The 23,126-nt window shown below is 79.1% G+C and carries 2 protein-coding genes; both read right to left on the bottom strand.

Features of this window, described 5'->3' with window-relative positions:
* Position 1: 1 nt before the first annotated feature.
* Positions 2-19,942 (bottom strand): PE family protein, encoded by a 19,941-nt coding sequence (locus tag ACNQS7_RS17605; RefSeq protein WP_418013528.1) that lies wholly within the window; start codon positions 19,940-19,942, stop codon positions 2-4.
* A gap of 298 nt (positions 19,943-20,240) precedes the next feature.
* Positions 20,241-22,976 (bottom strand): PE family protein, encoded by a 2,736-nt coding sequence (locus ACNQS7_RS17600; protein ID WP_418013527.1) that lies wholly within the window; start codon positions 22,974-22,976, stop codon positions 20,241-20,243.
* Positions 22,977-23,126: the final 150 nt, after the last annotated feature.

Genomic DNA, 23,126 nt, shown 5'->3' with positions numbered 1-23,126 from the left:
GTCAGTTGCCGGCTTTGCCGTTGTTGCCGTTGTCGCCGCTCTTACCGGCTGACCCGCCGCCGACCGCGACGCCGCCGCCGCCGCCGTTACCGGCGTTGCCGCCGCCACCGCCGTTGCCGCCGTTGCCGTTGCCGCCGGCACTGCCGCCGCCGCCCGCGTTGCCGCCGTTACCGACGGCGCCGGCGTTGCCGCCGTCACCGCCGTCGGGACCCTTGCCGCCGTTGCCGCCGTTGCCGTTGCTGCCGCCGCCGTTGCCGCCGAGGCCGCCGGTCTGGCCGAGGCCCGCGTTGCCGCCGGCACCGCCGCTACCTGCGTTGCCGCCCTTGCCGCCGTTGCCGGAGGTCGGGCCGCCGTTGCCACCCGTCCCGCCCGCGCCGCCGCTGCCACCCTTGCCGCCGGCGCCGCTGTTGCCGCCGTCGCCGCCGTCGGGGTGGCCCGCGGTACCGGCCGCTCCGTTGCCGCCGGTGCCGGGTGCTCCACCGGTACCGCCACCGCCGCCGTTGCCGCCGGCCCCGCCGTTGCCGGCACCGAGGGCGTTGCCGCCCGCACCGGCCGCTCCACCGGCTCCGCCGGTGCCGCCGTCCGCGCCCTCGCCGCCGGCGCCGTTGTTCACGCCGAAGGTGGGGTCGCCGGCCGCGCCGTTGCCGCCCGCGCCGCCGTTGCCGCCGGTTCCGCCGCTGCCGCCGGCACCACCGTTGCCGGCCACGGTGCCGCCGTTGCCGCCGGCGCCGCCCTTACCGCCGGCCCCACCGGACTGACCGAGCGAGCCGTCGTCACCGGGGTTGGTGCCGGCCGCGCCGGCCTTGCCTGCGGTGCCGTTGCCGCCGTTACCGCCGGTGCCGCCGGTGCCGTACTGGCCGGCATTGCCGCCGGCGCCGCCGTTACCGCCGGCCTTGCCCGGGTCGGTGGCCGCGTTGTAGCTGAAGCCGTTGCCGCCGGTGCCGCCGTTTCCGGTCTGGGTGGTGGGCGTGTTGCCGGCCGTGCCGTTGGTGCCCGCGCCACTGCCGTTGCCGTTCAGGCCGCCCTTGCCGGCCGCGCCACCGGCGCCGGCATTGCCGCCGTCACCGCCCCGGCCACCATCGGGGTTGGCGAAGGTGCCCGCCGCACCGTTGCCGCCGGCCCCGGCGGTGCCGCCGCTACCGCCGTTCCCGCCGTTGCCGCCGGCACCGATGGCGCCGTTGGTGCCGGTGCCCAAGGCGGTACCGCCCATGCCGCCGGCGCCGCCGTTGCCGCCGTTGCCGCCGGTCGCACCATTGGTGCCGTTGGTGCCGGCGCCGCTGTTCACACCCTGGACGCCGGTGCTGCCGTTGGTCCCGTTGCCGCCGGTCCCGCCGTTGGCGCCGTTCCCGCCGATACCACCGGCTCCACCGTTTCCGGAGATGGTGCCGCCGTTACCGCCGGCTCCGGCGCTACCGCCGCTGCCGCCGGCCTGACCGTTGACGCCGGTGCCGCCGTTCGACCCGGCGAAGCCGTTGCCGCCGTTTCCGCCGGTGCCGCCGTTGCCGTAGGTGCCGCCGTTACCGCCGGCGCCGCCGCTACCGCCGTTGGCGCCCGCGGTGCTGGTCTGGGTGAAGCCGTTGCCGCCGTTGCCACCGTTGCCGACCGGGCTGGCGAACCCGGCGCCGTCGCTGCCGTTGGCGCCGGGGGTGCCGGTGCCGCCGCTGCTGGAGCCGCCGGTGCCGCCCTTGCCGACGATCGCGGTGCCGCCGTCGCCGCCCTTGCCGCCATTGGGGTTGGTCGAGGTGCCGTCGGCGCCCTTGCCGCCGTCACCCGGGGTGCCGGCCTTGCCGCCGTTGCCGGCGGCGCCGCCATTGCCGTCGGCGCCGTTGGTGCCGGTGCCGAGCGCCTTGCCGCCGAGCCCGGCGTTGCCGCCGTTGCCGCCGTTGCCGCCGGTGCCGCCATTGCCGCCGTTCTGCCCGGCGCCGTTGTTGACACCGCTCTGCCCGGCCGACCCGGCCACGCCGTCGCCGCCGTTGCCGCCGGTGGCGCCGATGCCGCCGCTACCGCCCTTGCCGCCGTTGCCGAAGCCGGTGCCGCCGGTACCACCGGCGCCGCCGTTGCCACCCGCGCCGCCGGCCGTGCCGTCGGTGCCGCTCGCGCCCGCGCCGACGCCCGCCGTGCCGGCGGTGCCGGCCGAGCCGTTGCCGCCGTTGCCGCCGGCCCCGCCGTTGCCGTGGTTGCCGCCGCTGCCACCGGCACCACCGTTGCCACCGGCCGTGCCGGGGTTGGCGACGGTCTGGCTGTAGCCGTTGCCGCCGGCGCCGCCGCTGCCGGTCACGCCGCCGACGGTGCCGCCGTCGGTGCCGGCCGTGCCCGCCTTGGTGTTGGAGGTGCCGCCCGTGCCGCCCTTGCCCGCGGTCTCGTTGCCGCCGTTGCCGCCGTTACCGCCGTTCGGGTTGGTCACGGTGCCGTCGGCGCCCTTGCCGCCGTCGCCGGGGGTGCCGGCCTTGCCGCCGTTGCCGCCGTTGCCGCCGGTGCCGTCGCTGCCGGCGACGCCGTTGGTGGCGGTACCGCCGGCACCGCCGTTGCCGCCGTTGCCGCCTGCGCCGCCGACGCCGCCGTTGCCGCCGTTCTGGCCGCTCCCGATGCCGGTGCCGTACTGGTCGACGTCGGTCACGCCGTTGCCGCCGGATACGCCGTTGCCGCCCGCGGTGCCGTTGCCGCCGTTGCCGCCGGCGCCGCCCTGGCCGCCGTTGCCGGAGATGGAGCCGCCCTTGCCGCCGGCCCCGCCGGCACCGCCGGAGCCTCCGGCGCGGCCATTGCCGCCGGAGTCTCCCGACTTGGTGCCGTTCGCCCCGTTCAGGACGCTGTCGACGCCGTTGCCGCCGGCCCCGCCGTTGCCACCGTTGCCGATGTTGCCGCCGTTGCCGCCGGCCCCGCCGTTGCCGCCGCTGGCGCCCTTGGTGAGGGGGTTGTAGCCCGCGCCGCCCTGACCGCCGTTGCCGGCCGGCCCGGTGACCGAGGCGCCGTTGGTGCCGCTGGTGCCGGGTGTGGACCCGGTGCCGCCGGTGCCGCCGATGCCGGCCTTTCCGGCGTTGCCGCCGTTGCCGCCGTTGCCGCCGTTGGGGTTCAGAACGGTGCCCGCAGCGCCGGTGCCGCCGTTGCCGGGGGTGCCGGCCCTGCCGCCGTTGGCGCCGTTGCCGCCGGTGCCGTCGGTGCCCGCGGCGCCAGTTCCGTTGAGGAGCGCGCCGGCTTTGCCGCCGTTGCCGCCGGCCCCGCCGTTGCCGCCGTCGCCACCGCTGCCACCGTCCTGGCCGGCCCCGCTGTTGACCAGCGGGAGGCCGGATTTGCCGCTGACCCCGTTGCCGCCCTTGCCGCCGGCCGCGCCGTTGCCGGCCGCGCCGCCGCTGCCGGCGTTGCCGGCCAGGGTGCCGCTGGCGCCGCCGTTGCCACCGCTGCCGCCGGACCCGCCGGCCTGGCCGTTGGTGCCGCTGCTGCCGGGCAGGACGCCGTTGACGCCGGCCTTGCCCGCCGTTCCGTTGCCGCCGGCCCCGCCGTTACCGCCGTTGCCGATGGTGCCGCCGTTGCCGCCGGCGCCGCCGTCACCGCCGGTCTTGCCCGGGTCGGTCAGGGGGTTGTAGCTGAAGCCGGTGCCGCCCTTGCCGCCGTTGCCGGCCGTGCCCGCGGGGACGGCGCCGGCCTTGCCGTCGGCCCCATTGACGAAGCCGTTGCCGCCCTTGCCGAGGGCGCCGGCGGAGCCGATGGTGCCACCGTCGCCGCCCTTGCCGCCGTTGGGGTTGGCGTAGGTGCCGTTGCCGCCGTCGCCGCCGTTGCCGCCGAGTCCGGTGTTGCCGCCGTTGCCGCCGGCGCCGCCGTTGCCCTGCTTGTAACCGGGAGCCACGGGCGAACCGCCGTCGCCGCCCTTGCCGCCGGCGCCGCCGTTGCCGCCGCCGCCGCCTTTACCGCCGGTGCCGCCGTTGATCCCGTTGCCGCCGTTGCCGCCGGTGCCGCCGTCGCCGCCGTTGCCCGCGGCACCGCCGTCACCGCCGTCGCCGGCGATCGTGCCGCCCAGGCCACCCTTGCCGCCGTTGCCGCCGGCGCTGGCGTTGCCGCCGATGGTGCCGTCGGCACCCGGTGTGTTGCCGTCGCTGCCGGTGGTGCCCTTGGCTCCGCTGCCGCCCTTGCCGCCGGTGCCGCCGGTGCCGTACTGCCCGGCGTTGCCGCCGGCGCCGCCGTCGCCGCCGGCCTTGGTCGGGTCGGTGGAGTTCCAGCCCGCTCCACCGGTGCCGCCGTTGCCGGCGATGGTGGTCGGGGTGGCGCCGTTGCCGCCGTTGGCGCCCGGGTTCAGGCCACTGCCGCCGGTGCCGCCGGTACCGCCGCTGCCGGGGTTGGCGCCATTGCCACCGGCGCCGCCGGTCGGGTGCGCCGCGGTGCCTGCCGCGCCGGTGCCGCCGACGCCGCTGACGCCGCCGACCCCGCCGTTGCCGGCGTTGCCGCCGTTGCCGACGGTGCCGTTGGTGACACTGCCGGCGTTGCCGCCCGCGGCGCCCTTGCCGCCGGTGCCGCCGTTACCGGCGTTGCCGCCGGCGCCGTTGTTGAGGGCGAAGGTGGGGTCTCCAGCCCCGCCCTTGCCGCCGACGCCGCCCGCGCCACCGTCGCCGCCCTTGCCGCCGCTGCCGCTGTTGCCGGCGATGGTGCCGCCGTTGCCGCCCTTTCCGGCCGCGCCGCCGTCGCCGCCGGTGCCGCCCACTCCACCGGTGCCGCCCGTGGGACCGGTGGCACCCGTGACGCCCGTGCCGCCGGTGTATCCGTCGCCGCCGTTACCGCCGTTGCCGTAGGCGCCGGCGTTGCCGCCGTCACCGCCGGCGTAGCCGGTCTGGCCGGCGCCCGGGACGCCGAAGGCGTTGCCGCCGTTGCCGCCGTTGCCGGTCGGGGTGGCGGGTGTGGTGCCGGCCTTGCCGTTGGCGCCGCTGCCGCCGGGGCCGGTGCCCGGAGTGCCGGCGCCGCCGCCGGCGCCCGGGTCGCTGCCGTTGCCGCCCTTGCCGCCGCCGAGGTAACCGTTGCCGCCCTTGCCTCCGGCCGCGCCGAGGCCACCGTCGCCGCCGTTGCCGGCGTTGCCGCCTTCCCCGACGTTGGTGTTGAGGCCGTTGCCGCCGGCGCCACCCGAAGCGCCGCTGCCGGCGTTGCCGCCCGCGCCGCCCTTGCCGTTCAGGGTGCCGCTGTTGCCGCCGTCGCCACCGGCCCCGCCGCTGCCGCCGGTCTGGCCGTTGGCGCCGTTGGGGTCGTCGACGGTGCCGTTGGCGCCGGCCTTGCCCGCGGCGCCGTTGCCACCGTTGCCGCCGGTGCCGCCGTCGCCGTAGAGGCCGCCGTCGCCGCCCGCGCCGCCCTTGCCGCCGTTGGCGCCGGGGGTGGTGGCGGTGTAGCCGTCGCCGCCGTTACCGCCGTTGCCGCCGACGCCGGTCGGGGTGCTGCCGCCGCTGCCGTTGTTGCCCTTGGCGCCGGCGCCGGAGCCGGAGCCGTTGGCACCACCGGCACCGCCGGTACCGCCGCCGGCGCCGGTGCCCGGGTTGCCACCCTTGCCGCCGGCCCCGCCGTCGGGGTTGGTCACGGTGCCCGCCGCGCCGTTGCCGCCGTTGCCCTGCAGGCCGCCGTTGCCGCCGTTGCCGGCGTTGCCGCCGGCCGCGCCGGCGCCGGCCACGCCGTTGGTGGCCGCACCGCCCTTGCCGCCCGCGCCGCCGTCGCCGCCCAGGCCGCCGCTGCCGCCGCTGCCGCCGTTCTGACCGCCGCCGATACCGGTGCCGTACTTGTTGGAGTTGGCCACGCCGTCGTGACCGTCCACGCCGTTGCCGCCGTTGCCGCCGCTGCCGGCGTTGCCGCCCAGGCCGCCGGCGCCGCCGTTGCCGGTCGTGGTGCCGCCGGCCCCGCCGGCGCCGCCCGCGCCACCGGCGCCACCCTTGCCGCCGTTGGTACCGGAGTCGCCGGTGTTGAGCCCGTTGGTACCGGCCGCGCCGTTTGAGCCGCTGCCGCCGGCCCCGCCCTTACCTCCGTTGCCGTTGCTGCCGCCGCTGCCGCCCTGGCCGCCGGCGCCGCCGTTGAGGCCGTTGCCGTTGGCGTCGGTGGCGTTGGGCGCCCAGCTGTGGCCGACGCCGCCGTCGCCGCCGTTACCGGACGGGCCGGTGAAGGCGGCACCGGCGGTGCCGTTGGCGCCGCTCAGGTCGCCGCCACCGTCGAGGCCGCCGGTGCCGCCGCCGCCGGCGGTCCCGACCTTGCCGCCATTGCCGCCGTTGCCGCCGGCGGTGCTGCCGGCGATACCCGCGGCACCGTTGCCACCACTACCTGATGCGCCGGCCGCGCCGCCGTTGCCGGCGTTGCCGCCGGATCCGACCGTTCCGGCGGTGCCGTACAGGCCGGCCTTGCCGCCGGCGCCGCCGGCGCCGCCGTTGCCGCCCACTCCGCCGCTACCGCCGTTGCCGCCGTTCTGGCCGCCGCCCTTGCCGGTGCCGTACTCGTCGAGCCCGGAGACGCCGTTGGCGCCATCGGCGCCGGTGCCACCGCCGCCACCGTCGGCACCGGTTCCGCCGTTGCCGCCCGCACCGCCGTCACCCAGGTTGGCGCCGGCGTCGCCACCGGCGCCGCCCTTGCCGCCGGCGCCGCCGGCCTGACCGGTGCTGCCGTTGTTGCCCGCGCTGACGCCGTCCTTGCCGACCGCGCCCGCCACGCCGTTGCCGCCGTCACCGCCGGCGCCGCCACTGCCGTAATTGCCGCCCTTGCCGCCGGCCCCGCCGTCGCCGCCGTTAGCGCCGGCAGTGGTCGAGGTGAACCCGGTGCCACCCTTGCCGCCGTTGCCGACCGGGGTCTGCGGCAGAGCGCCGTCGATGCCGTACTTGCCGGTGCCGACGCCGGTGCCGTTGCTGCCGCCGGTACCGCCGGCGCCGACCGTGCCGGCGTTGCCGCCGTTACCGCCGACCCCGCCGTTCGGGCTGGTCGCCGTGCCGGCCGCGCCCATGCCGCCGTCGCCGGGCGTCCCGGCGTTACCGCCGTTACCGGCGTTACCACCGGCGCCGGAGGTGCCGGCGATGCCCTTGGTGGAACCGCCGCCGGCGCCGCCGGCGCCGCCGTTACCGCCGTTCGCGCCGTTGCCGCCGTTGCCGCCGGCCTGACCCGCGCCGTTGTTGACGCCGGCCACACCGTTGGCGCCGGTCTGCCCGGTACCGCCGTTGCCGCCGTTGCCGCCGCTGCCGCCGGCACCACCGGCGCCGCCGTTGCCGAAGTTCACGCCGGCCTTGCCGCCGCGGCCACCGTCGCCGCCGGACCCACCGGCCTGCGCGTTGCCGCCGCTGTCACCGGCCTTCACACCTGCGCTGCCGTCGTTGCCGGCCACACCGTTACCGCCGGCCCCGCCGTTGCCGCCGTTGCCGTAGTTGCCGCCGTCACCGCCGGCCCCGCCGTTGCCGCCGCTGGCGCCGGGAGCCTGCGGGTTGAAGCCGCTGCCGCCGTTGCCGCCGTTGCCGACGGGTCCGGTGACGTTGGTGCCGTTGGCGCCGTTGGCGGCGCTACCGCCGCCGCCGTTGGTGCCACCGGCGCCGCCCTTGCCGACGGCTCCGGCGTTGCCGCCGTTGCCACCCGCGCCGCCGTTGATGTTGGTGCTGGTGCCGGCCGCGCCGTTGCCGCCGCTGCCGGGCGTGCCGGCGTTGCCGCCCTTGCCGCCGATTCCGCCGCTGCCGTTGCTGCCTGCGACGGCGCCGGCTCCGCCGGCTGCCCCGCCCTTGCCGCCGGCCCCGCCGGCACCGCCGGTACCGCCGGCCCCACCGTCGCCGCCGGCCTGGCCGCCGCCGATGCCGTTGTTGTAGTTGTTCTGGTCGCTGACGCCGTTGGCCCCGGTGATGCCGGTGCCGCCGGACCCGGCCGCGCCGCCGGTGCCGCCGTTGCTGGCGTTGCCGCCGCCGGCGTTGGTGCCCGCAGTGCCCGCGGTGCCGCCATTGGTGGCGCCGGCAGCTCCGCCGGTGCCACCGGCTCCGCCGTTGCCGCCCTTACCGCCGGCCCCGCCGTCGCCACCGGCGTAGCCGGCGCCGTTGTTGAAGCCCGAGCTGCCGTTGGCACCCGCCGCGCCGGTTCCACCGTTGCCGGCGGTGCCCGCGTTGCCGCCCTTGGCCGCGTTGCCACCGTTGCCTGCCGTGCCCGCGCCGGCGCTGCCGTTGGCGGCGCCCGCGGCGCCACCGGCCCCGCCGCTGCCGCCGGCGCCGCCGTTACCGGCGTTGCCGCCGGCCGTGCCGGAGCCGCCGATTCCGGTGGTGGCCACGCCGTTGCTGCCGTCTATGCCGCTGCCGCCGGCGCCGCCCACGCCGCCGTTTCCGCCCAGGCCGCCGGTGCCGCCCTTGAAGCCGCTGCCCGCGCCCTTGCCGCCCGCGCCACCGGCGCCGCCGGTGCCGCCCGCAGTGCCGTCGGTGCCGTTGGGGTTGTTGGCGTTGACGCCGTTGGACCCGGCCGTGCCGGCCGCGCCATTGCCGCCCACGCCGCCGTTACCGCCGTTGGCCCCGGTGCCGGTGCCGCCGCTGCTGCCGTTGCTGCCGCCGGTGCCGCCGGTACCCGCCGCGCCGCCGGCGCCGCCCGTGCCGGTGGCCCCGGCGTTGCCGCCCGCCCCACCGACTCCGCCGTTGGGGTTGGCTGTGGTGCCGGCCGCGCCGTCGCCACCGCTGCCGGCCGCGCCGGAGGCGCCGCCCTTGCCGCCCGCGCCGCCGTTGCCGTTGGCGCCCGCGCTGCCACCGGTGCCGCCGGTGCCCGCGGCGCCGCCACCACCTCCGGCGCCACCCTTGCCGCCGGTGCCGCCGGCCCCGCCGTCTCCGCCGGCCTGGCCGCCGCCGATGCCGGTGCCGTACTTACTCGAGTCTGCGATTCCGTTGGCGCCGGTGATACCGGTGCCGCCGGAGCCGGCCGCGCCACCGGCGCCGCCGCTGCTGCCGGCGCCGCCGCTGCCGTTGACGCCCGCGCTGGCCCCTGAGCCGCCGGCCGCACCGGCGTTGCCGCCCTTGCCGCCCGCCGCGCCGGCACCGCCGGCCCCGCCGTTGCCGCCGGCATAACCGGCACCGTTGTTGACTCCCGAGACACCGTTGGCGCCGTTGGCGCCGATCCCGCCGGCCCCCGCCGTTCCGGCCGCGCCGCCGTTGCCGCCCGCACCGCCGTTGCCGGAGATGCCCTTGGTGATGCCAGTGCCGGGCGTGCCTGCGGCACCACCGGATCCACCGGCACCGCCGGCGCCACCGGCACCCGCATTGCCGCCGGCCTGGCCGGCGTTGCCGATGCCCGTGGTTGTCGTTCCGTTGCTGCCGGCCACGCCGGAACCACCCGTGCCGCCGGCGCCACCCTGGCCGCCGGCCCCACCGCTGCCGGTGGTGGTTCCGACGCCGCTCGCCGTACCGCCGGCGCCGCCGTCACCACCCTTGCCGCCGGCCGAGCCTGCGGTGCCGCTGTCGCCGGGGTTGACGCCGCTGACGCCGTTCGCTCCGGCCGCGCCGTTACCGCCGGCGCCGCCGCTGCCGCCATTGGCCCCAGCGCCGCCGGTTCCGTTCACGCCGCTACCGGCGGGACCGGTGCCCGCCGTGCCGCCCAGGCCCACCGCGCCGGCGTTGCCGCCCTTGCCGCCGGCTCCGCCGTCGACGAACGTGCTGGTGCCGTCGGCGCCGCGGCCGCCGTTGCCGGCGCTGCCCGCGTTGCCGCCCTGACCGCCGTTGCCGCCCTTGCCGCTGGCGCCGTTGGTCGCGCCCGCGCCGCCGGCGGACCCGCCGGTGCCACCGGTGCCGCCCGCTCCGCCCTTACCGCCGGCGCCGCCGTCGCCGCCGGCCACTCCGGCGCCGCTGTTGACGCCCGCCACACCGTTGGCCCCGGTGACTCCGGCGCCACCGTTTCCGGCCGCTCCGCCGGCGCCACCGCTGCTGGCGGCCCCGCCGTTACCGTTCGTGCCCGCTTTACCGCCGGTCCCGGTGCCGGCCGCTCCGCCGGTGCCGCCGCTACCGCCGTTGGCGCCGTTGCCGCCCGCGCCGCCGTCACCGCCGGCCGTGCCCGCGCCGCCGTTGACGCCGGCCAGACCGTTGGCGCCGGTGGCGCCTATGCCGCCCTTGCCCGCGAGGCCCGCGTTGCCGCCGGATCCGGCCGCTCCGCCGCCGCCCGCCGTGCCGGCCGTCCCGCCGCCGGTGCCGGCGCCGCCGGCATCGCCGCCCCTGCCGCCCGCACCGCCGTTGCCGCCCGCACCCGCGTTGCCGCCGGCCTGGCCGGCGCCGTTGTTGAGCCCGGCCACGCCGTTACCGCCGTCGACGCCCGACCCGCCGGTGCCACCGCTGCCACCGGCGCCGCCCTGCCCACCGGTGCCGCCGACGCCCTTGCCGCTGGCAGTGCCGCCGGCACCGCCGTCGCCGCCCTTGCCGCCGGCCGACCCGTTGGTACCGCTGTCACCCGGGTCGACGCCGTCTTTACCGGCCGCACCAGCCGTGCCGTTGCCGCCATCGCCGCCCTTGCCGCCATTGGCGCCCGTGCCGTCGGCGCCGTTGGCGCCGCTGCCGGCAGGCCCGCTGCCGGCCTTGCCGCCGGTGCCGACCGCGCCGGCGTCGCCGCCCTTGCCGCCGGCTCCGCCGTCGCTGAACGCGCTGGTGCCATCGGCGCCACGGCCACCGTCGCCGGCGATGCCGGCATTGCCGCCCTGACCGCCGTCGCCGCCCTTGCCGTCGCCGCCCGCACTGGCGCCGGCGCCGCCGGCCTTGCCGCCGGTGCCACCCGTGCCGCCGTCGCCGCCCTTGCCGCCTGCTCCGCCGCTACCGCCGGCCTGACCCGCGCCCGCGTTGACCCCGGCCTGCCCGGTGGCGCCGGTGATACCCGCACCTCCGTTGCCGGCCGCTCCGCCGGCCGCACCGCTGCTGGCGGCCCCGCCGTTGCCGTTGGCGCCGGCCTTGCCGCCGGCGCCGGTGCCGGCCGCTCCGCCGACACCTCCGTTGCCGCCGTTGGCGCCGCTACCGCCGGCGCCGCCATCGCCGCCGGCGTAACCGGCGCCGCCATCGCCGCCGGCGTAACCGGCGCCGCTGTTGACGCCGGAAATGCCGTCGTGACCGGCAGCGCCGGCGCCGCCCTTCCCGGCGGTACCCGCCGCGCCACCGCTGCCCGCCGCACCGCCGTCACCGGCCTTGCCGGCGGTGGGACCGCTGCCCGCCGCGCCGCCCTTGCCGCCGGCTCCGCCGTCGCCGCCACTGCCGGCGTTGCCGCCGGCCTGGCCGTTGCCGCCAGCGCCGCTGGTGGCGACGCCGTTGTTGCCGTCGACACCCGAGCCGCCCTTGCCGCCGGCCCCGCCGATGCCGCCGGCCCCGCCGTCGCCGCCGTGGGTGCCGACTCCGCTGGCCGTGCCGCCCGCGCCGCCGTCACCGCCCTTGCCGCCGGCAACGCCGTTGGTGCCGCTGCCGCCTGCGTTGACGCCGTTCTCGCCGTTGGCCCCGGCCGCGCCGTTACCGCCGGCGCCGCCGCCACCGCCGTTGGCGCCGGTGCCGTTGATGCCGTCCGCGCCCTTGCCCGCGGGGCCGCTACCGCCGGTACCGCCCTGGCCGACCGCCCCGGCGTTGCCGCCCGTGCCGCCGGCTCCGCCGTCGACGTACGTGCTGGTCCCGTCGGCGCCGCGGCCACCGCTACCGGCCGTGCCGGCGTTACCGCCCTGGCCACCGGCGCCGCCCTTGCCGTCGGCTCCCGCCGTTGCGCCGGCGCCGCCGGCCTGTCCGCCGGTGCCGCCGGTGCCACCGGCGCCACCCTTACCGCCGGCGCCGCCATCGCCACCGGCCTGTCCGGCGCCCGCGTTGGTTCCGGCCACGCCGTTGGCGCCGGTGATGCCGGCGCCGCCGGATCCCGCAGCGCCCCCGGCGCCGCCGCTGCTGGCGGCCCCGCCGTTGCCGTTGGCGCCCGCGCTGCCACCGGTGCCGGCCCCGGCCGCGCCACCGACGCCACCCTTACCGCCGTTGGCGCCATTACCGCCCGCACCGCCGTCGCCACCCGAGTAGCCGGCGCCGTTGTTGACGCCGGACACGCCGTCGTGGCCGATGGCGCCCGCGCCGCCCTTGCCGGCGCTGCCCGCCGCGCCACCGCTGCCGGCCGCGCCACCGCTGCCTGCCTTACCCGCGATGCCGCCGCCGGTGCCGCCGCCGCCGGCGTCACCGCCCTTACCGCCGGCTCCGCCGTCGCCGCCGCTGCCGGCGTTGCCGCCGGCCTGGCCGTTGCCGCCGGCGCCGCTGGTGGCGACGCCGTTGTTGCCGTCGACACCCGAGCCGCCCTTGCCGCCGGTCCCGCCGGTGCCGCCGGCTCCGCCGTTACCGCCGTGGGTGCCGGATCCGCTGGCCGTGCCGCCCGCGCCGCCGTCACCGCCCTTGCCGCCGGCGACGCCGTTGGTGCCGCTGGCCCCGGTGTTGATGCCGTTCTCGCCGTTGGCCCCGGCCGCGCCGTTACCGCCGGCGCCGCCGTCACCGCCGTTGGCGCCGGTGCCGTTGATGCCGTCTGCGCCCTTGCCCGCGGGACCGGTGCCGCCGGTGCCGCCCTGGCCGACCGCCCCGGCGTTGCCGCCCTTGCCGCCGGCCCCGCCGTCGACGTACGTGCTGGTGCCGTCCGCGCCGCGGCCACCGCTACCGGCCGTGCCGGCGTTACCGCCCTGGCCGCCGGCGCCGCCCTGGCCGTCGGCGCCTGCACTGGCCCCGGTGCCGCCGGCTTTACCGCCGGTCCCGCCGGTCCCGCCGGCGCCACCCTTACCGCCCGCACCGCCATCGCCACCGGCCTGCCCGGCGCCCGCGTTGGTTCCCGCCGAGCCGTTGGCGCCGGTAATCCCGGCACCGCCGGAACCGGCCGCACCTCCGGCAGCGCCGCTGCTGGCTGCGCCGCCGTTGCCGTTGGCACCCGCGGTGGCACCCGCACCGGCTCCAGCTGCACCGCCGACGCCGCCGTTACCGCCGTTGGCGCCGTTACCGCCCGCGCCGCCGTCACCGCCTGCGTAACCGGCTCCGCTGTTGATGCCGGTCACGCCGTCATGACCGGCAGCACCCGCGCCGCCCTTGCCCGCCGTACCCGCGGCGCCACCGTTACCGGCCGCGCCACCGTTTCCGGCGGTGCCGGCGACTCCGCCGCCGGTGCCGCCGCTGCCGGCGTCACCGCCCTTGCCGCCGGCGCCGCCGTCGCCGCCGCTGCCGGCGTTGCCGCCGGCCTGCCCGTTGCCGCCGGCGCCGTTGGTGACCTGACCGACGGCACCGCTGATGCCCGAGCCGCCCTTGCCGCCGGTTCCGCCGATGCCGCCGGCGCCACCGTTACCGCCGTGGGTGCCGGATCCGCTGGCCGTACCACCGGCGCCGCCGTCACCGCCCTTGCCGCCGGCGAGACCGTTGGTGCCGCTGTCGCCGGCGTTGACGCCGTCGGCGCCGTTCGCGCCGGCCAGGCCGTTACCGCCGGCTCCGCCGTCACCGCCGTTGGCGCCCGACCCGTTGAGCCCGTTCGCGCCCTTACCCGCAGGTCCGGTGCCGCCGGTGCCGCCCTGGCCCACCGTGCCGGCGTTACCGCCCTTGCCGCCGGCGCCGCCGTCGACTGCTCCGGTCACCCCGTCGGCGCCACGGCCGCCGTCGCCGGCCGTGCCTGCGTTACCGCCCTTACCCCCGGCGCCGCCGCTGCCGTCGGCGCCTGCGCTGCCGGTGACCCCGCCGGCCTTGCCTCCGGTGCCACCGGTTCCACCGGCGCCGCCCGTGCCGCCGGCCCCGCCGTCACCACCGGCGACACCCGCGCCGCTGTTCACGCCGGCCACGCCGTTGGCGCCATTAACCCCGGCGCCGCCCTTACCGGCCGCGCCACCCGCGCCACCGTTGCTGGCCGCGCCGCCGTTGCCGTCCTTGCCCGCGCTGCCGCCGGCACCGGAACCGGCCTGACCGCCGGCGCCGCCGTTACCGCCGTTGGCGCCGTTACCGCCGGCGCCGCCGTCACCACCAGCCGCACCAGCACCGTTGTTGACCCCGGCCACGCCGTTCGCGCCGCTCGCGCCGTTACCGCCCTTGCCCGCTGAGCCGGCGTCACCGCCGCTGCCGGCCGCACCACCGCTACCGGCCTTGCCCGCGACGCCGCCGCCGGTGCCGCCGCCACCGGCGTCACCGCCCTTGCCGCCGGCGCCGCCGTCGCCACCACTGCCTGCGTTGCCACCCGCCTGTCCGGCGCCGACCCCGGTTCCGTAGGCGTCTTCCCCGGCCACGGCGTTGCCGCCGTTGAGGCCGGAGCCGCCCTTGCCGCCCGCGCCGCCCTGGCCGCCGGCGCCACCGGCGCCACCGGCGGTGCCGGATCCGCTGGCCGTGCCGCCGGCACCGCCGTCGCCGCCCTTGCCGCCGGCGAAGCCACTGGTCCCGCTCTCACCCGCATTGAGCCCGTTGGTGCCGTTGGCGCCGGCCAGGCCGTTACCGCCGACGCCACCGTTGCCGCCGTTCGCGCCGGCCCCGGACAGGGCGTTCGCGCCGTTGCCGGCCGGCCCGAGGCCACCCGCGCCACCGGCGCCGACCGCGCCGGCGTTGCCGCCCTTGCCACCCGCGCCGCCGTCGATGGCACCGATCACCCCGTCGGCACCCCGGCCGCCGTCGCCCGCCGTGCCGGCGTTGCCGCCCAGACCGCCGGCTCCGCCCTTGCCGTCGGCACCTGCTGTGCCGGTGGCGCCACCGGCCTTACCCCCGGTGCCGCCGGTGCCACCGTCACCGCCCTTGCCGCCGGCGCCGCCGTCACCACCGGCGACACCCGCGCCGTTGTTGACGCCGGACTGGCCGTTGGCGCCGTTGACACCGGAGCCGCCCGCGCCGGCCGCGCCACCGGCACCGCCACTGCTGGCCGCGCCGCCGTTGCCGTCCTTACCGGCGGTGCCACCGGCACCGAGGCCGGCCTGACCGCCGGCCCCGCCGTTGCCGCCGTTGGCGCCCTTACCGCCCGCGCCGCCGTCGCCGCCGGTGTAACCCGCGCCGTTGTTGAACCCGGCGGTGCCGTCGTGGCCGTGGGCACCGATGCCGCCCTTGCCGGCCGAGCCGGCCCCGCCGCCGCTGCCGGCGTCACCGCCGCTGCCAGCCTGACCCGCGATGCCGCCGCCGGTGCCGCCGCTGCCGGCGTCGCCGCCCTTGCCGCCGGCGCCGCCGTCGCCGCCGCTGCCGGCGTTGCCGCCGGCCTGGCCGGCCTGCCCGGCACCATCGGTGGCGACACCGTTGCCGCCGTCGACACCGCTGCCGCCGCTGCCGCCCTGACCGCCCTTGCCGCCGGCCCCGCCGTTGCCGCCGTGCGTGCCGGATCCGCTGGCGGTGCCGCCGGCGCCGCCATCGCCGCCCTTGCCGCCGGCGAAGCCACTGGTCCCGCTGTCGCCGGGGTTGACGCCGTCGGTGCCGTTGGCACCGGCCAGGCCATTGCCCCCGGCGCCACCGTCGCCGCCGTTCGCGCCGGCTCCGGACAGGCCGTTCGTGCCGTTGCCTGCCGGCCCGAGGCCACCGGTACCGCCCGCGCCGACCGCGCCGGCGTTCCCGCCCTTGCCACCCGCGCCACCATCGACGGCACCGGTCACGCCATCGGCGCCGCGCCCGCCGTCGCCGGCCGTGCCGGCGTTGCCGCCCAGACCGCCGGCGCCACCCTTGCCGTCGGCGCCTGCCGTGCCGGTCGCGCCGCCCGCCTTGCCGCCGGTGCCGCCGGCGCCGCCGTCGCCACCCTTGCCGCCCGCGCCGCCGTCGCCACCGGCGACACCCGCGCCGTTGTTGACGCCGGCCTGGCCGTTGGCGCCGTTGAGGCCGGCACCACCGTTGCCGGCCGCGCCGCCGGCGCCGCCGCTGCTGGCCGCGCCGCCGTTGCCGTCCTTGCCCGCGCTGCCGCCGGCACCGGCGCCGGCCTGACCGCCGGCGCCGCCGTTGCCGCCGTTGGCGCCCTGGCCGCCGGCCCCGCCGTTGCCACCGGCGTATCCGGCGCCGCTGTTGACCCCGGCCACGCCGTTCGCGCCGCTGGCGCCGTTGCCGCCCTTGCCCGCCGTGCCGGCGTCGCCGCCGCTGCCGGCCGCGCCGCCGCTGCCGGCCTTGCCCGCAATCCCGCCGCCGGTGCCGCCGCTGCCCGCATCGCCGCCCTTGCCGCCGGCGCCACCGTCGCCGCCGCTGCCGGCGTTACCGCCGGCCTGGCCGGCCTGTCCCGCGCCGTTGGTGAGCTGCCCGTTGCCGCCGTCGACGCCCGAGCCGCCCTTGCCGCCCGCGCCACCGATGCCGCCGGCGCCGCCGTCACCGCCGTGGGTGCCGGAACCGCTGGCCGTGCCACCGGATCCGCCGTCGCCGCCCTTGCCGCCGGCCAGGCCGTTGCCGCCGCTGGCACCGGCGCCCACGCCGTTGGCCCCGTTGGAGCCGGCCAGACCGTTACCGCCGGCGCCACCGTCACCGCCGTTGGCGCCCAGCCCGCTGAGGCCGGTCGCGCCGTTACCCGCAGGTCCGGTACCACCGCTACCGCCGACGCCCACCGCGCCGGCATTGCCGCCCCGGCCGCCGGCCCCGCCGTCAACGGCGCCCGACACTCCGTCGGCACCGCGCCCGCCGTCGCCGGCCGTGCCGGCATTGCCGCCGCGCCCGCCGGCGCCGCCCTTGCCGTCGGCGCCCGTCGTCGCACCCGAACCCCCGGCCTGGCCGCCGGTGCCGCCGGTCCCGCCGGTACCGCCCTTACCTCCGGCGCCACCGTCACCGCCGGCCACCCCGGCGCCGTTGTTGACTCCGGCCTGGCCGTTGGCGCCGTCCACACCGGACCCACCGGCGCCGGCCTCGCCACCGGCGCCGCCACTGCTGGCCGCGCCACCGTTGCCGTTCGCACCCGCGCTGCCGCCGACTCCGGTGCCGGCCGCGCCACCGACGCCGCCCTTGCCGCCGTCGCCGCCCTTACCGCCCGCACCGCCGTCTCCACCGGCGTAGCCGGCGCCGTTGTTGACCCCGGCCGCGCCGTCATGTCCTATCGCGCCGACACCGCCGGCCCCGGCGAGTCCCGCGTCACCACCACTACCGGCCGCGCCACCGCTTCCGGCGGTACCGGCCGCTCCGCCCAGGCCGGTGCCGCCCGCGGCGCCACCTTTACCGCCGTCGCCGCCGGCGCCACCGCTACCGGCATTGCCGCCGGCCTTGCCCGCGCCGCCGTTGCCGTTGGTGGCAACCCCGTCGGAGCCATCCACACCGCTGCCGCCCTTGCCGCCGGCGCCGCCCTGGCCACCCGCTCCGCCGGCACCGCCGTGGGTGCCCGCGCCGCCCGCGGCGCCACCGGCGCCACCGTCGCCGCCCTTGCCGCCGGCCAGACCGTTGGTGCCGCTGTCGCCGGCACTGACGCCGCTCACGCCGGCCGCGCCCGCCGCACCGTTGCCGCCGGCGCCGCCGTCACCGCCGTTGCCGATGTTGCCGCCGGCGCCGCCGGCGCCGCCGCTGCCGCCGCTGGCACCGGCCACCGTGGCGCTGTAACCCGCACCACCGTCACCGCCGGAGCCGGCCGGACCCACCACTGCGGCCCCGTTGGCGCCCTTGACGCCCGTGCCGCTCCCGCTGCCGTTCAGGCCGCCGTTGCCGCCGGAGCCCGCCGTACCGGCGTTACCGCCCTTGCCGCCCGAAGCACCGTCGATGTGGTTCGCGTCGCCGGCGGCACCCACGCCACCGTCGCCGGGACGCCCGGCCGCGCCGCCGTCACCACCGGCTCCGCCGGCACCCGCGGCACCCGCGACGCCTTTGCCCAGCACCGTGCCGGCCTTGCCGCCGGCCCCACCGTTGCCGCCCGCTCCGCCGTCGCCGCCACTGCCGCCGGCCTGACCCACCTGGCCCGCGACCGCGCCGTCCTTGCCGTCGACGCCGTATCCGCCGGCGCCGCCGCCGCCGCCGTGACCGCCGGCCCCACCGGCGCCACTGTTGCCGGAGATCGAACCGCCGTTACCGCCGGCGCCGCCGCTGCCGCCGGATCCACCCGCGAAGCCACTGGTGCCGCTGTCACCCGGGTTGAGCCCGTTGACCCCGGCCTTGCCGGCCGCGCCGTTGCCGCCGGCGCCGCCGACGCCGCCGTTGCCGTAATTGCCGCCGTTGCCGCCGGCACCGCCGTTGCCGCCGCTCGCGCCGGCGACCGATCCCAGGGATGCGTCGTAGCCGGCCCCACCGTTGCCGCCGTTACCGCCGGCGCCGGTGACCGTGGTGCCCGCCTTGCCGTGCGCGCCGGCGACCGACCCGGACCCGCCGGTGCCGCCGGCCGCGCCGACGCCGTTGTTGCCGCCGTTACCGCCGTTACCGCCGTTCGGGCTGGCGGCGTTGCCCGCCGCGCCGTTGCCGCCGTTGCCGCCGAGGCCGCCGGTGCCGCCGTCGCCGCCGGCCCCGCCACGGCCGGTGATGCCGGACTCGCCGAACAGCAGGCCACCCCGCCCGGCGGCGCCGCCGTTACCGCCGTTGCCGCCGATGGCGCCCGTGCCGCCGTCGCCGCCGTTGGTGCCGTTGCCGCTGGGATACGTACCGTCCAGGCCGTTGGCGCCCTGGGTGCCGGTGCCGCCCTTGCCGCCGATGCCGCCGTTACCGCCATTGCCGCCGTCGCTGAAGAGCAGGCCGCCTCGGCCGCCGGCGCCACCGTTGCCTCCGGTGCCGCCGTTGACGCCGAGGGATCCGGCCCCACCGTTGGCGCCGTTGCCGCCGACACCACCGTTGCCGTACAGCAATCCGCCGTTGCCGCCGGCGCCGCCGTTGCCGCCGGGGTTACCGGCGCCACTCGATCCGCCGCTGCCGCCGGTGCCACCGGTGCCCAACAGCCAGCCCGCGTTGCCGCCGAGCCCGCCGGTACCGCCGGCCGCGGCGCCCGCGCCACCCGTGCCGCCCGCGCCGCCCGCGCCGTACAGCCCACCCGAGCCGCCGGCGCCGCCCAGGCCGCCGTTGCCGCTCTGGCCGATGCCGCCGACGCCGCCGGCTCCGCCCGATCCGCCGGACAGCCAGCCCGCGTCGCCGCCGGTGCCGCCGCCGCCCCCGGTCGCGCCCATACCACCCGCACCACCGGCGCCACCGGCGCCGGTGAGGAGTCCGCCGTGGCCACCGTGGCCGCCGAATCCGGCCTGGCCGCCGACGGTCGGACCGGCACCGCCGGATCCACCGGCGCCGCCGTTGCTGAACAGGTACGCATCTCCACCGCGGCCGCCGGTCCCGCCGATGCCGGTAGGACTGGTGTTGCCGCCGCCGGCCCCGCCGGTGCCGCCGTCGCCGTACAGGTAGCCGCCGTTGCCGCCGGCTGCACCCCAGCCGCCGTTCGCGCCGGTGCCTCCGGCGCCACCGGTGCCGCCGGCGCCGATCAGCCAGGCCCGGCCGCCGGCACCACCGGCGCCACCGGTTCCGAGGGCGTTGAGGTTGGCGCCGCCGGCGCCCCCGGCGCCGCCGCTGCCGTACAGCCAGCCACCGCTGCCGCCGGCGCCACCGGCCCCGCCGTTACCGGTGGTCGAGGCTCCGCCGGCGCCGCCGACGCCACCGTTGCCGATCAGGCCGGCGCTGCCGCCCGCGCCGCCGGCCTGTCCCGCCGCACCCGCCGCACCTGCGCCGCCGTTGCCGTACAGCAATCCGCCGGCGCCGCCGGCCGCACCCGGGGTGCTGCCGTTGGCCCCGTCACCGATCAGCGGCCGTCCGAGCAGCACCTGAGTGGGGGCGTTGATCGCCCCGAGAACCGCCTGCTCGAGCCCGGCCAGCGGCGCGGCGTTGGTGGCCTCGGCGAGGCCGTAGGCGCCCGCGCCGGTGGACAGGCTCTGCAGGAACTGGCTGTGGAAGGCGGCGGCCTGAGCGCTGACGGCCTGATACGCCTGGCCATGCGTGCCGAACAGCGCGGCGATGGCGGTCGACACCTCGTCCTGCGCCGCGGCCAGCAGCTCGGTCGTGGAGGCCGCGGCGGCCGCGTTGGCCCGCTCCAGCGTGGCCCCCAGGCCGGCTAGATCCGACGCCGCGGCTGAGAGCACATCCGGCGTTGCAAGTACGTATGACATCGGGAACCGCCCACTAGCTAGGTCACGACCTAAGAGGTCGCTTCATGTCCCCAGGTCATGCTGATCGGCCAGGCCGATACGGACGATAGCTGTAAAACCCTGAGACCATACTGACTTTTGTCCAAAAACAGCCTAAATCATCTAAATAGTCTCTAAAAAGTGGTCTGCGCCACACTGAAGACATCTAGTTGAGGGACAAGTGGCCGGCTGAGCACCGAATCTCGGGTTTGCTATGACACACGGTACCGACAGCCGTTTCGGTTCGCGGATACCGCCGACGCAGAGCGGATATTTCGGGCTATCCGGTGGTCCCCGGCTGGCCGAAGAAGCCGCCCCGGCCGCCACCGCCACCCGTTCCGGTGGTTCCGGGCGAAACGCCGGTACCGCCGCCGCCACCGCCGCCGCCGTTGCCGCCGTTGCCGATAAAGGTGGCGTTTCCGCCGCCGCCGCCGTTGCCGCCGGGTCCACCGGGCTGCGCGCTGAGATTGTCGCCGCCGGCGCCGCCGACGCCACCGGCCCCGCCGTTGCCGAAGATGAAGCCGCTGTTGCCGGCGGCCCCGCCGTATCCACCGGCTGCGCCCGCGCCGGTGGCGTTGGCCCCGTCACCGGCCGCCCCGCCGTATCCACCGGCCCCGCCGTTGCCGAGCAGGAACGTCGATGCGCCGGCGCCGCCGTTACCGCCCGCACCGCCGGTTGCGGCCACCCCACCGGCACCGCCCGCGCCGCCGACGCCGCCGGCGGCACCGTTGCCGTAGATGAATCCGCTACCGCCGGCGTTGCCGCCCTGGCCGCCGGCCCCTGCGGCCGCGCTGACGTTGTGGTCGCCGCCGCTGCCGCCCGCGCCGCCATTGCCACCGGTGCCGAAGATCCGCGCGGTGCCGCCGTTACCACCCGTGCCGCCGTGGCCCGCCGTCGCGAGGAAGGTGCCGCTGCCGCCGGCTCCGCCGGTGCCGCCGTCTCCACCGATGCCCCAGATCCATCCGGCATCACCGCCGGCGCCGCCGGCGCCGCCGTTGCCGGACCCGGCGATGGTGACCAGTCCGGCACCGCCGCTTCCGCCGTTGCCGCCGAAGCCGAACAGGAGCCCGGCGGCGCCGCCGTTGCCCCCGGTGAAGCCGTTGCCGTCGGCGACTGAGAGGACTCCGGCACTGCCCGCACCGCCGTGACCGCCGCTGCCCAGCAGCCAGGACCGGCCCCCGGCGCCACCGTCGGAAGGCAGTTCGACGCCGCCGTCGCCGCCGTTGCCGCCGTCTCCGAACAGCAGGCCGCCGTTGGCGCCGGCCCGCGCGGTGCCGCCGTCGCCGCCGTTGCCGATCAGGAACCCGGCCCGGCCCGCGGTGCCGCCGATCACGCCGTTCCCGCCGTGGCCGCCGTTGCCCAGCAGCCAGGAGTTGCCGCCGCCGCCGCCGATGCCGCCGCCCGCGCCGCCGGCTCCGCCATTGCCGCCGCTGCCACCGTTGCCGAGCAGGAATCCGGCATTGCCGCCCGCAGCGCCGTTACCGCCCAGGCCGCTGATGCTGCTCCCGCCGCTGCCGCCGATACCGCCCCGGCCGAACAGCCAGGCATTGCCTGCCGTGCCGCCGTTGCCGGCGGTGCCATTGAGGAAGGTCGTCGAGCCGCCGTGGCCGCCGGACCCGCCGGTGCCGATCAGGAAGCCGCCGTTGGCTCCGGCGCCGCCGGCACCACCGACCCCGCTCGCACTGTTGGCCCCGGACCCGCCGGAGCCGCCTTCACCCAGCAGATAGGCGTTTCCGCCGGCGCCGCCGGCGCCGCCCGCGCCGTTGCCGCCCAGGTTGGCGCCACCGTTACCGCCGACACCGCCGCTGCCGATCAACAGGCCACCGGCCGCTCCCGCGCCGCCGGCGCCGCCGAAGCCGGCCAGGCTGATGCCGCCGGTTCCGCCATTGCCGCCGTAGCCGATCAGCACCGCGGCCCCGCCGGCGCCACCGGCCCCGGCGTCGGCGCCGACGCTGCTGCCGCCGGCCCCGCCGTGCCCGCCCAGTCCGACCAGCCAGGCGTTACCACCGATGCCCCCGGCCCCGCCGGCACCCGTCCCGGCGGCGTCGCCGCCGGCGCCACCGGAGCCCGCGATGCCGAGCACGGCGTTGCCACCGGACCCGCCCGCGCCGCCCGCGCCGAGCAGGGTGCCGTCACCGCCGTCGCCGCCGAATCCTGCGTTGCCGAACAAACCGGCGTTGGCGCCGGCACCGCCGACTCCGCCGGCACCGGTGCCGGTGGCGTTGCCGCCGGCTCCGCCCGTACCGCCGTTGCCGTAGAGCAGGCCACCGCCGCCGCCGGCCGCGCCGGCCGCGCCGTCGGCGCTGACGCTGGATCCGCCCGCCCCGCCGGCGCCGCCGCTGCCGATCAGGCGGGCGGTGCCACCGACCCCGCCGAGGCCCCCGGCGCCCACGCCGCCGGTGTTGTTTCCGCCGGCCCCACCGGCGCCGCCGTTGCCGTACAACCAGCCGCCGTTGCCGCCGGCCCCGCCGGCTCCGCCGGCACCCGTCGCCGAGTTCCCGCCGGCGCCACCGGCACCGCCATGGCCGATCAACCCGGCCGAACCGCCCGCTCCGCCGGCCTGGCCGGCCGCGCCCGATCCGCCCTTGCCGCCGTTGCCGTAGATGTAGCCACCAGGTTTACCGGCGGCGCCCGTCCCGTCGACCCCGTCGGCGCCGTCACCGATCAGGGGCCGTCCGAACAGCGTCTCGGTGGGCAGGTTGATCAGATCGATCAGCGGCTGCAGCGGGGAGGCGGCGGCGGCCTCGGCCGCGCTGTAAGCACTCGCGCCGGAGGACAGGGCCTGGATGAACCGGGCGTGAAAGGCCGCGGCTTCCGCGCTGACGGCCTGGTAGGCCTGGCCATGGCTGCCGAACAGCGCGGCGATGGCGGCCGACACCTCGTCCTGCGCCGCGGCGAGCAGTTCGGTGGTGGAGGACGCCGCAGCGGCATTCGCTCGCTCCAGCGCGGCCCCGAGGCCCGTCAGATTCGACGCCGCGCCCGACAGGACGTCCGGTGATGTAGTCACGTACGACATGGGAACCGCCCACTCGCTAGGTCACGACCACAGAGGTCGTGTCAAGTCCCCCGGTCATGTTGATCGGCTAAGCCGATACGACGATAACTGGAATCCGCTCAAAACAAACTGGCTTCTGATCAAAAACCGGTAAACACATCCTAATAGTTT

This window comes from Mycobacterium sp. 23, assembly GCF_048287075.1.
GTDB lineage: Bacteria > Actinomycetota > Actinomycetes > Mycobacteriales > Mycobacteriaceae > Mycobacterium > Mycobacterium gordonae_B.
Note: the sequence above shows the minus strand (reverse complement) of the source record. Positions and strands in the feature narration are given on the sequence as shown.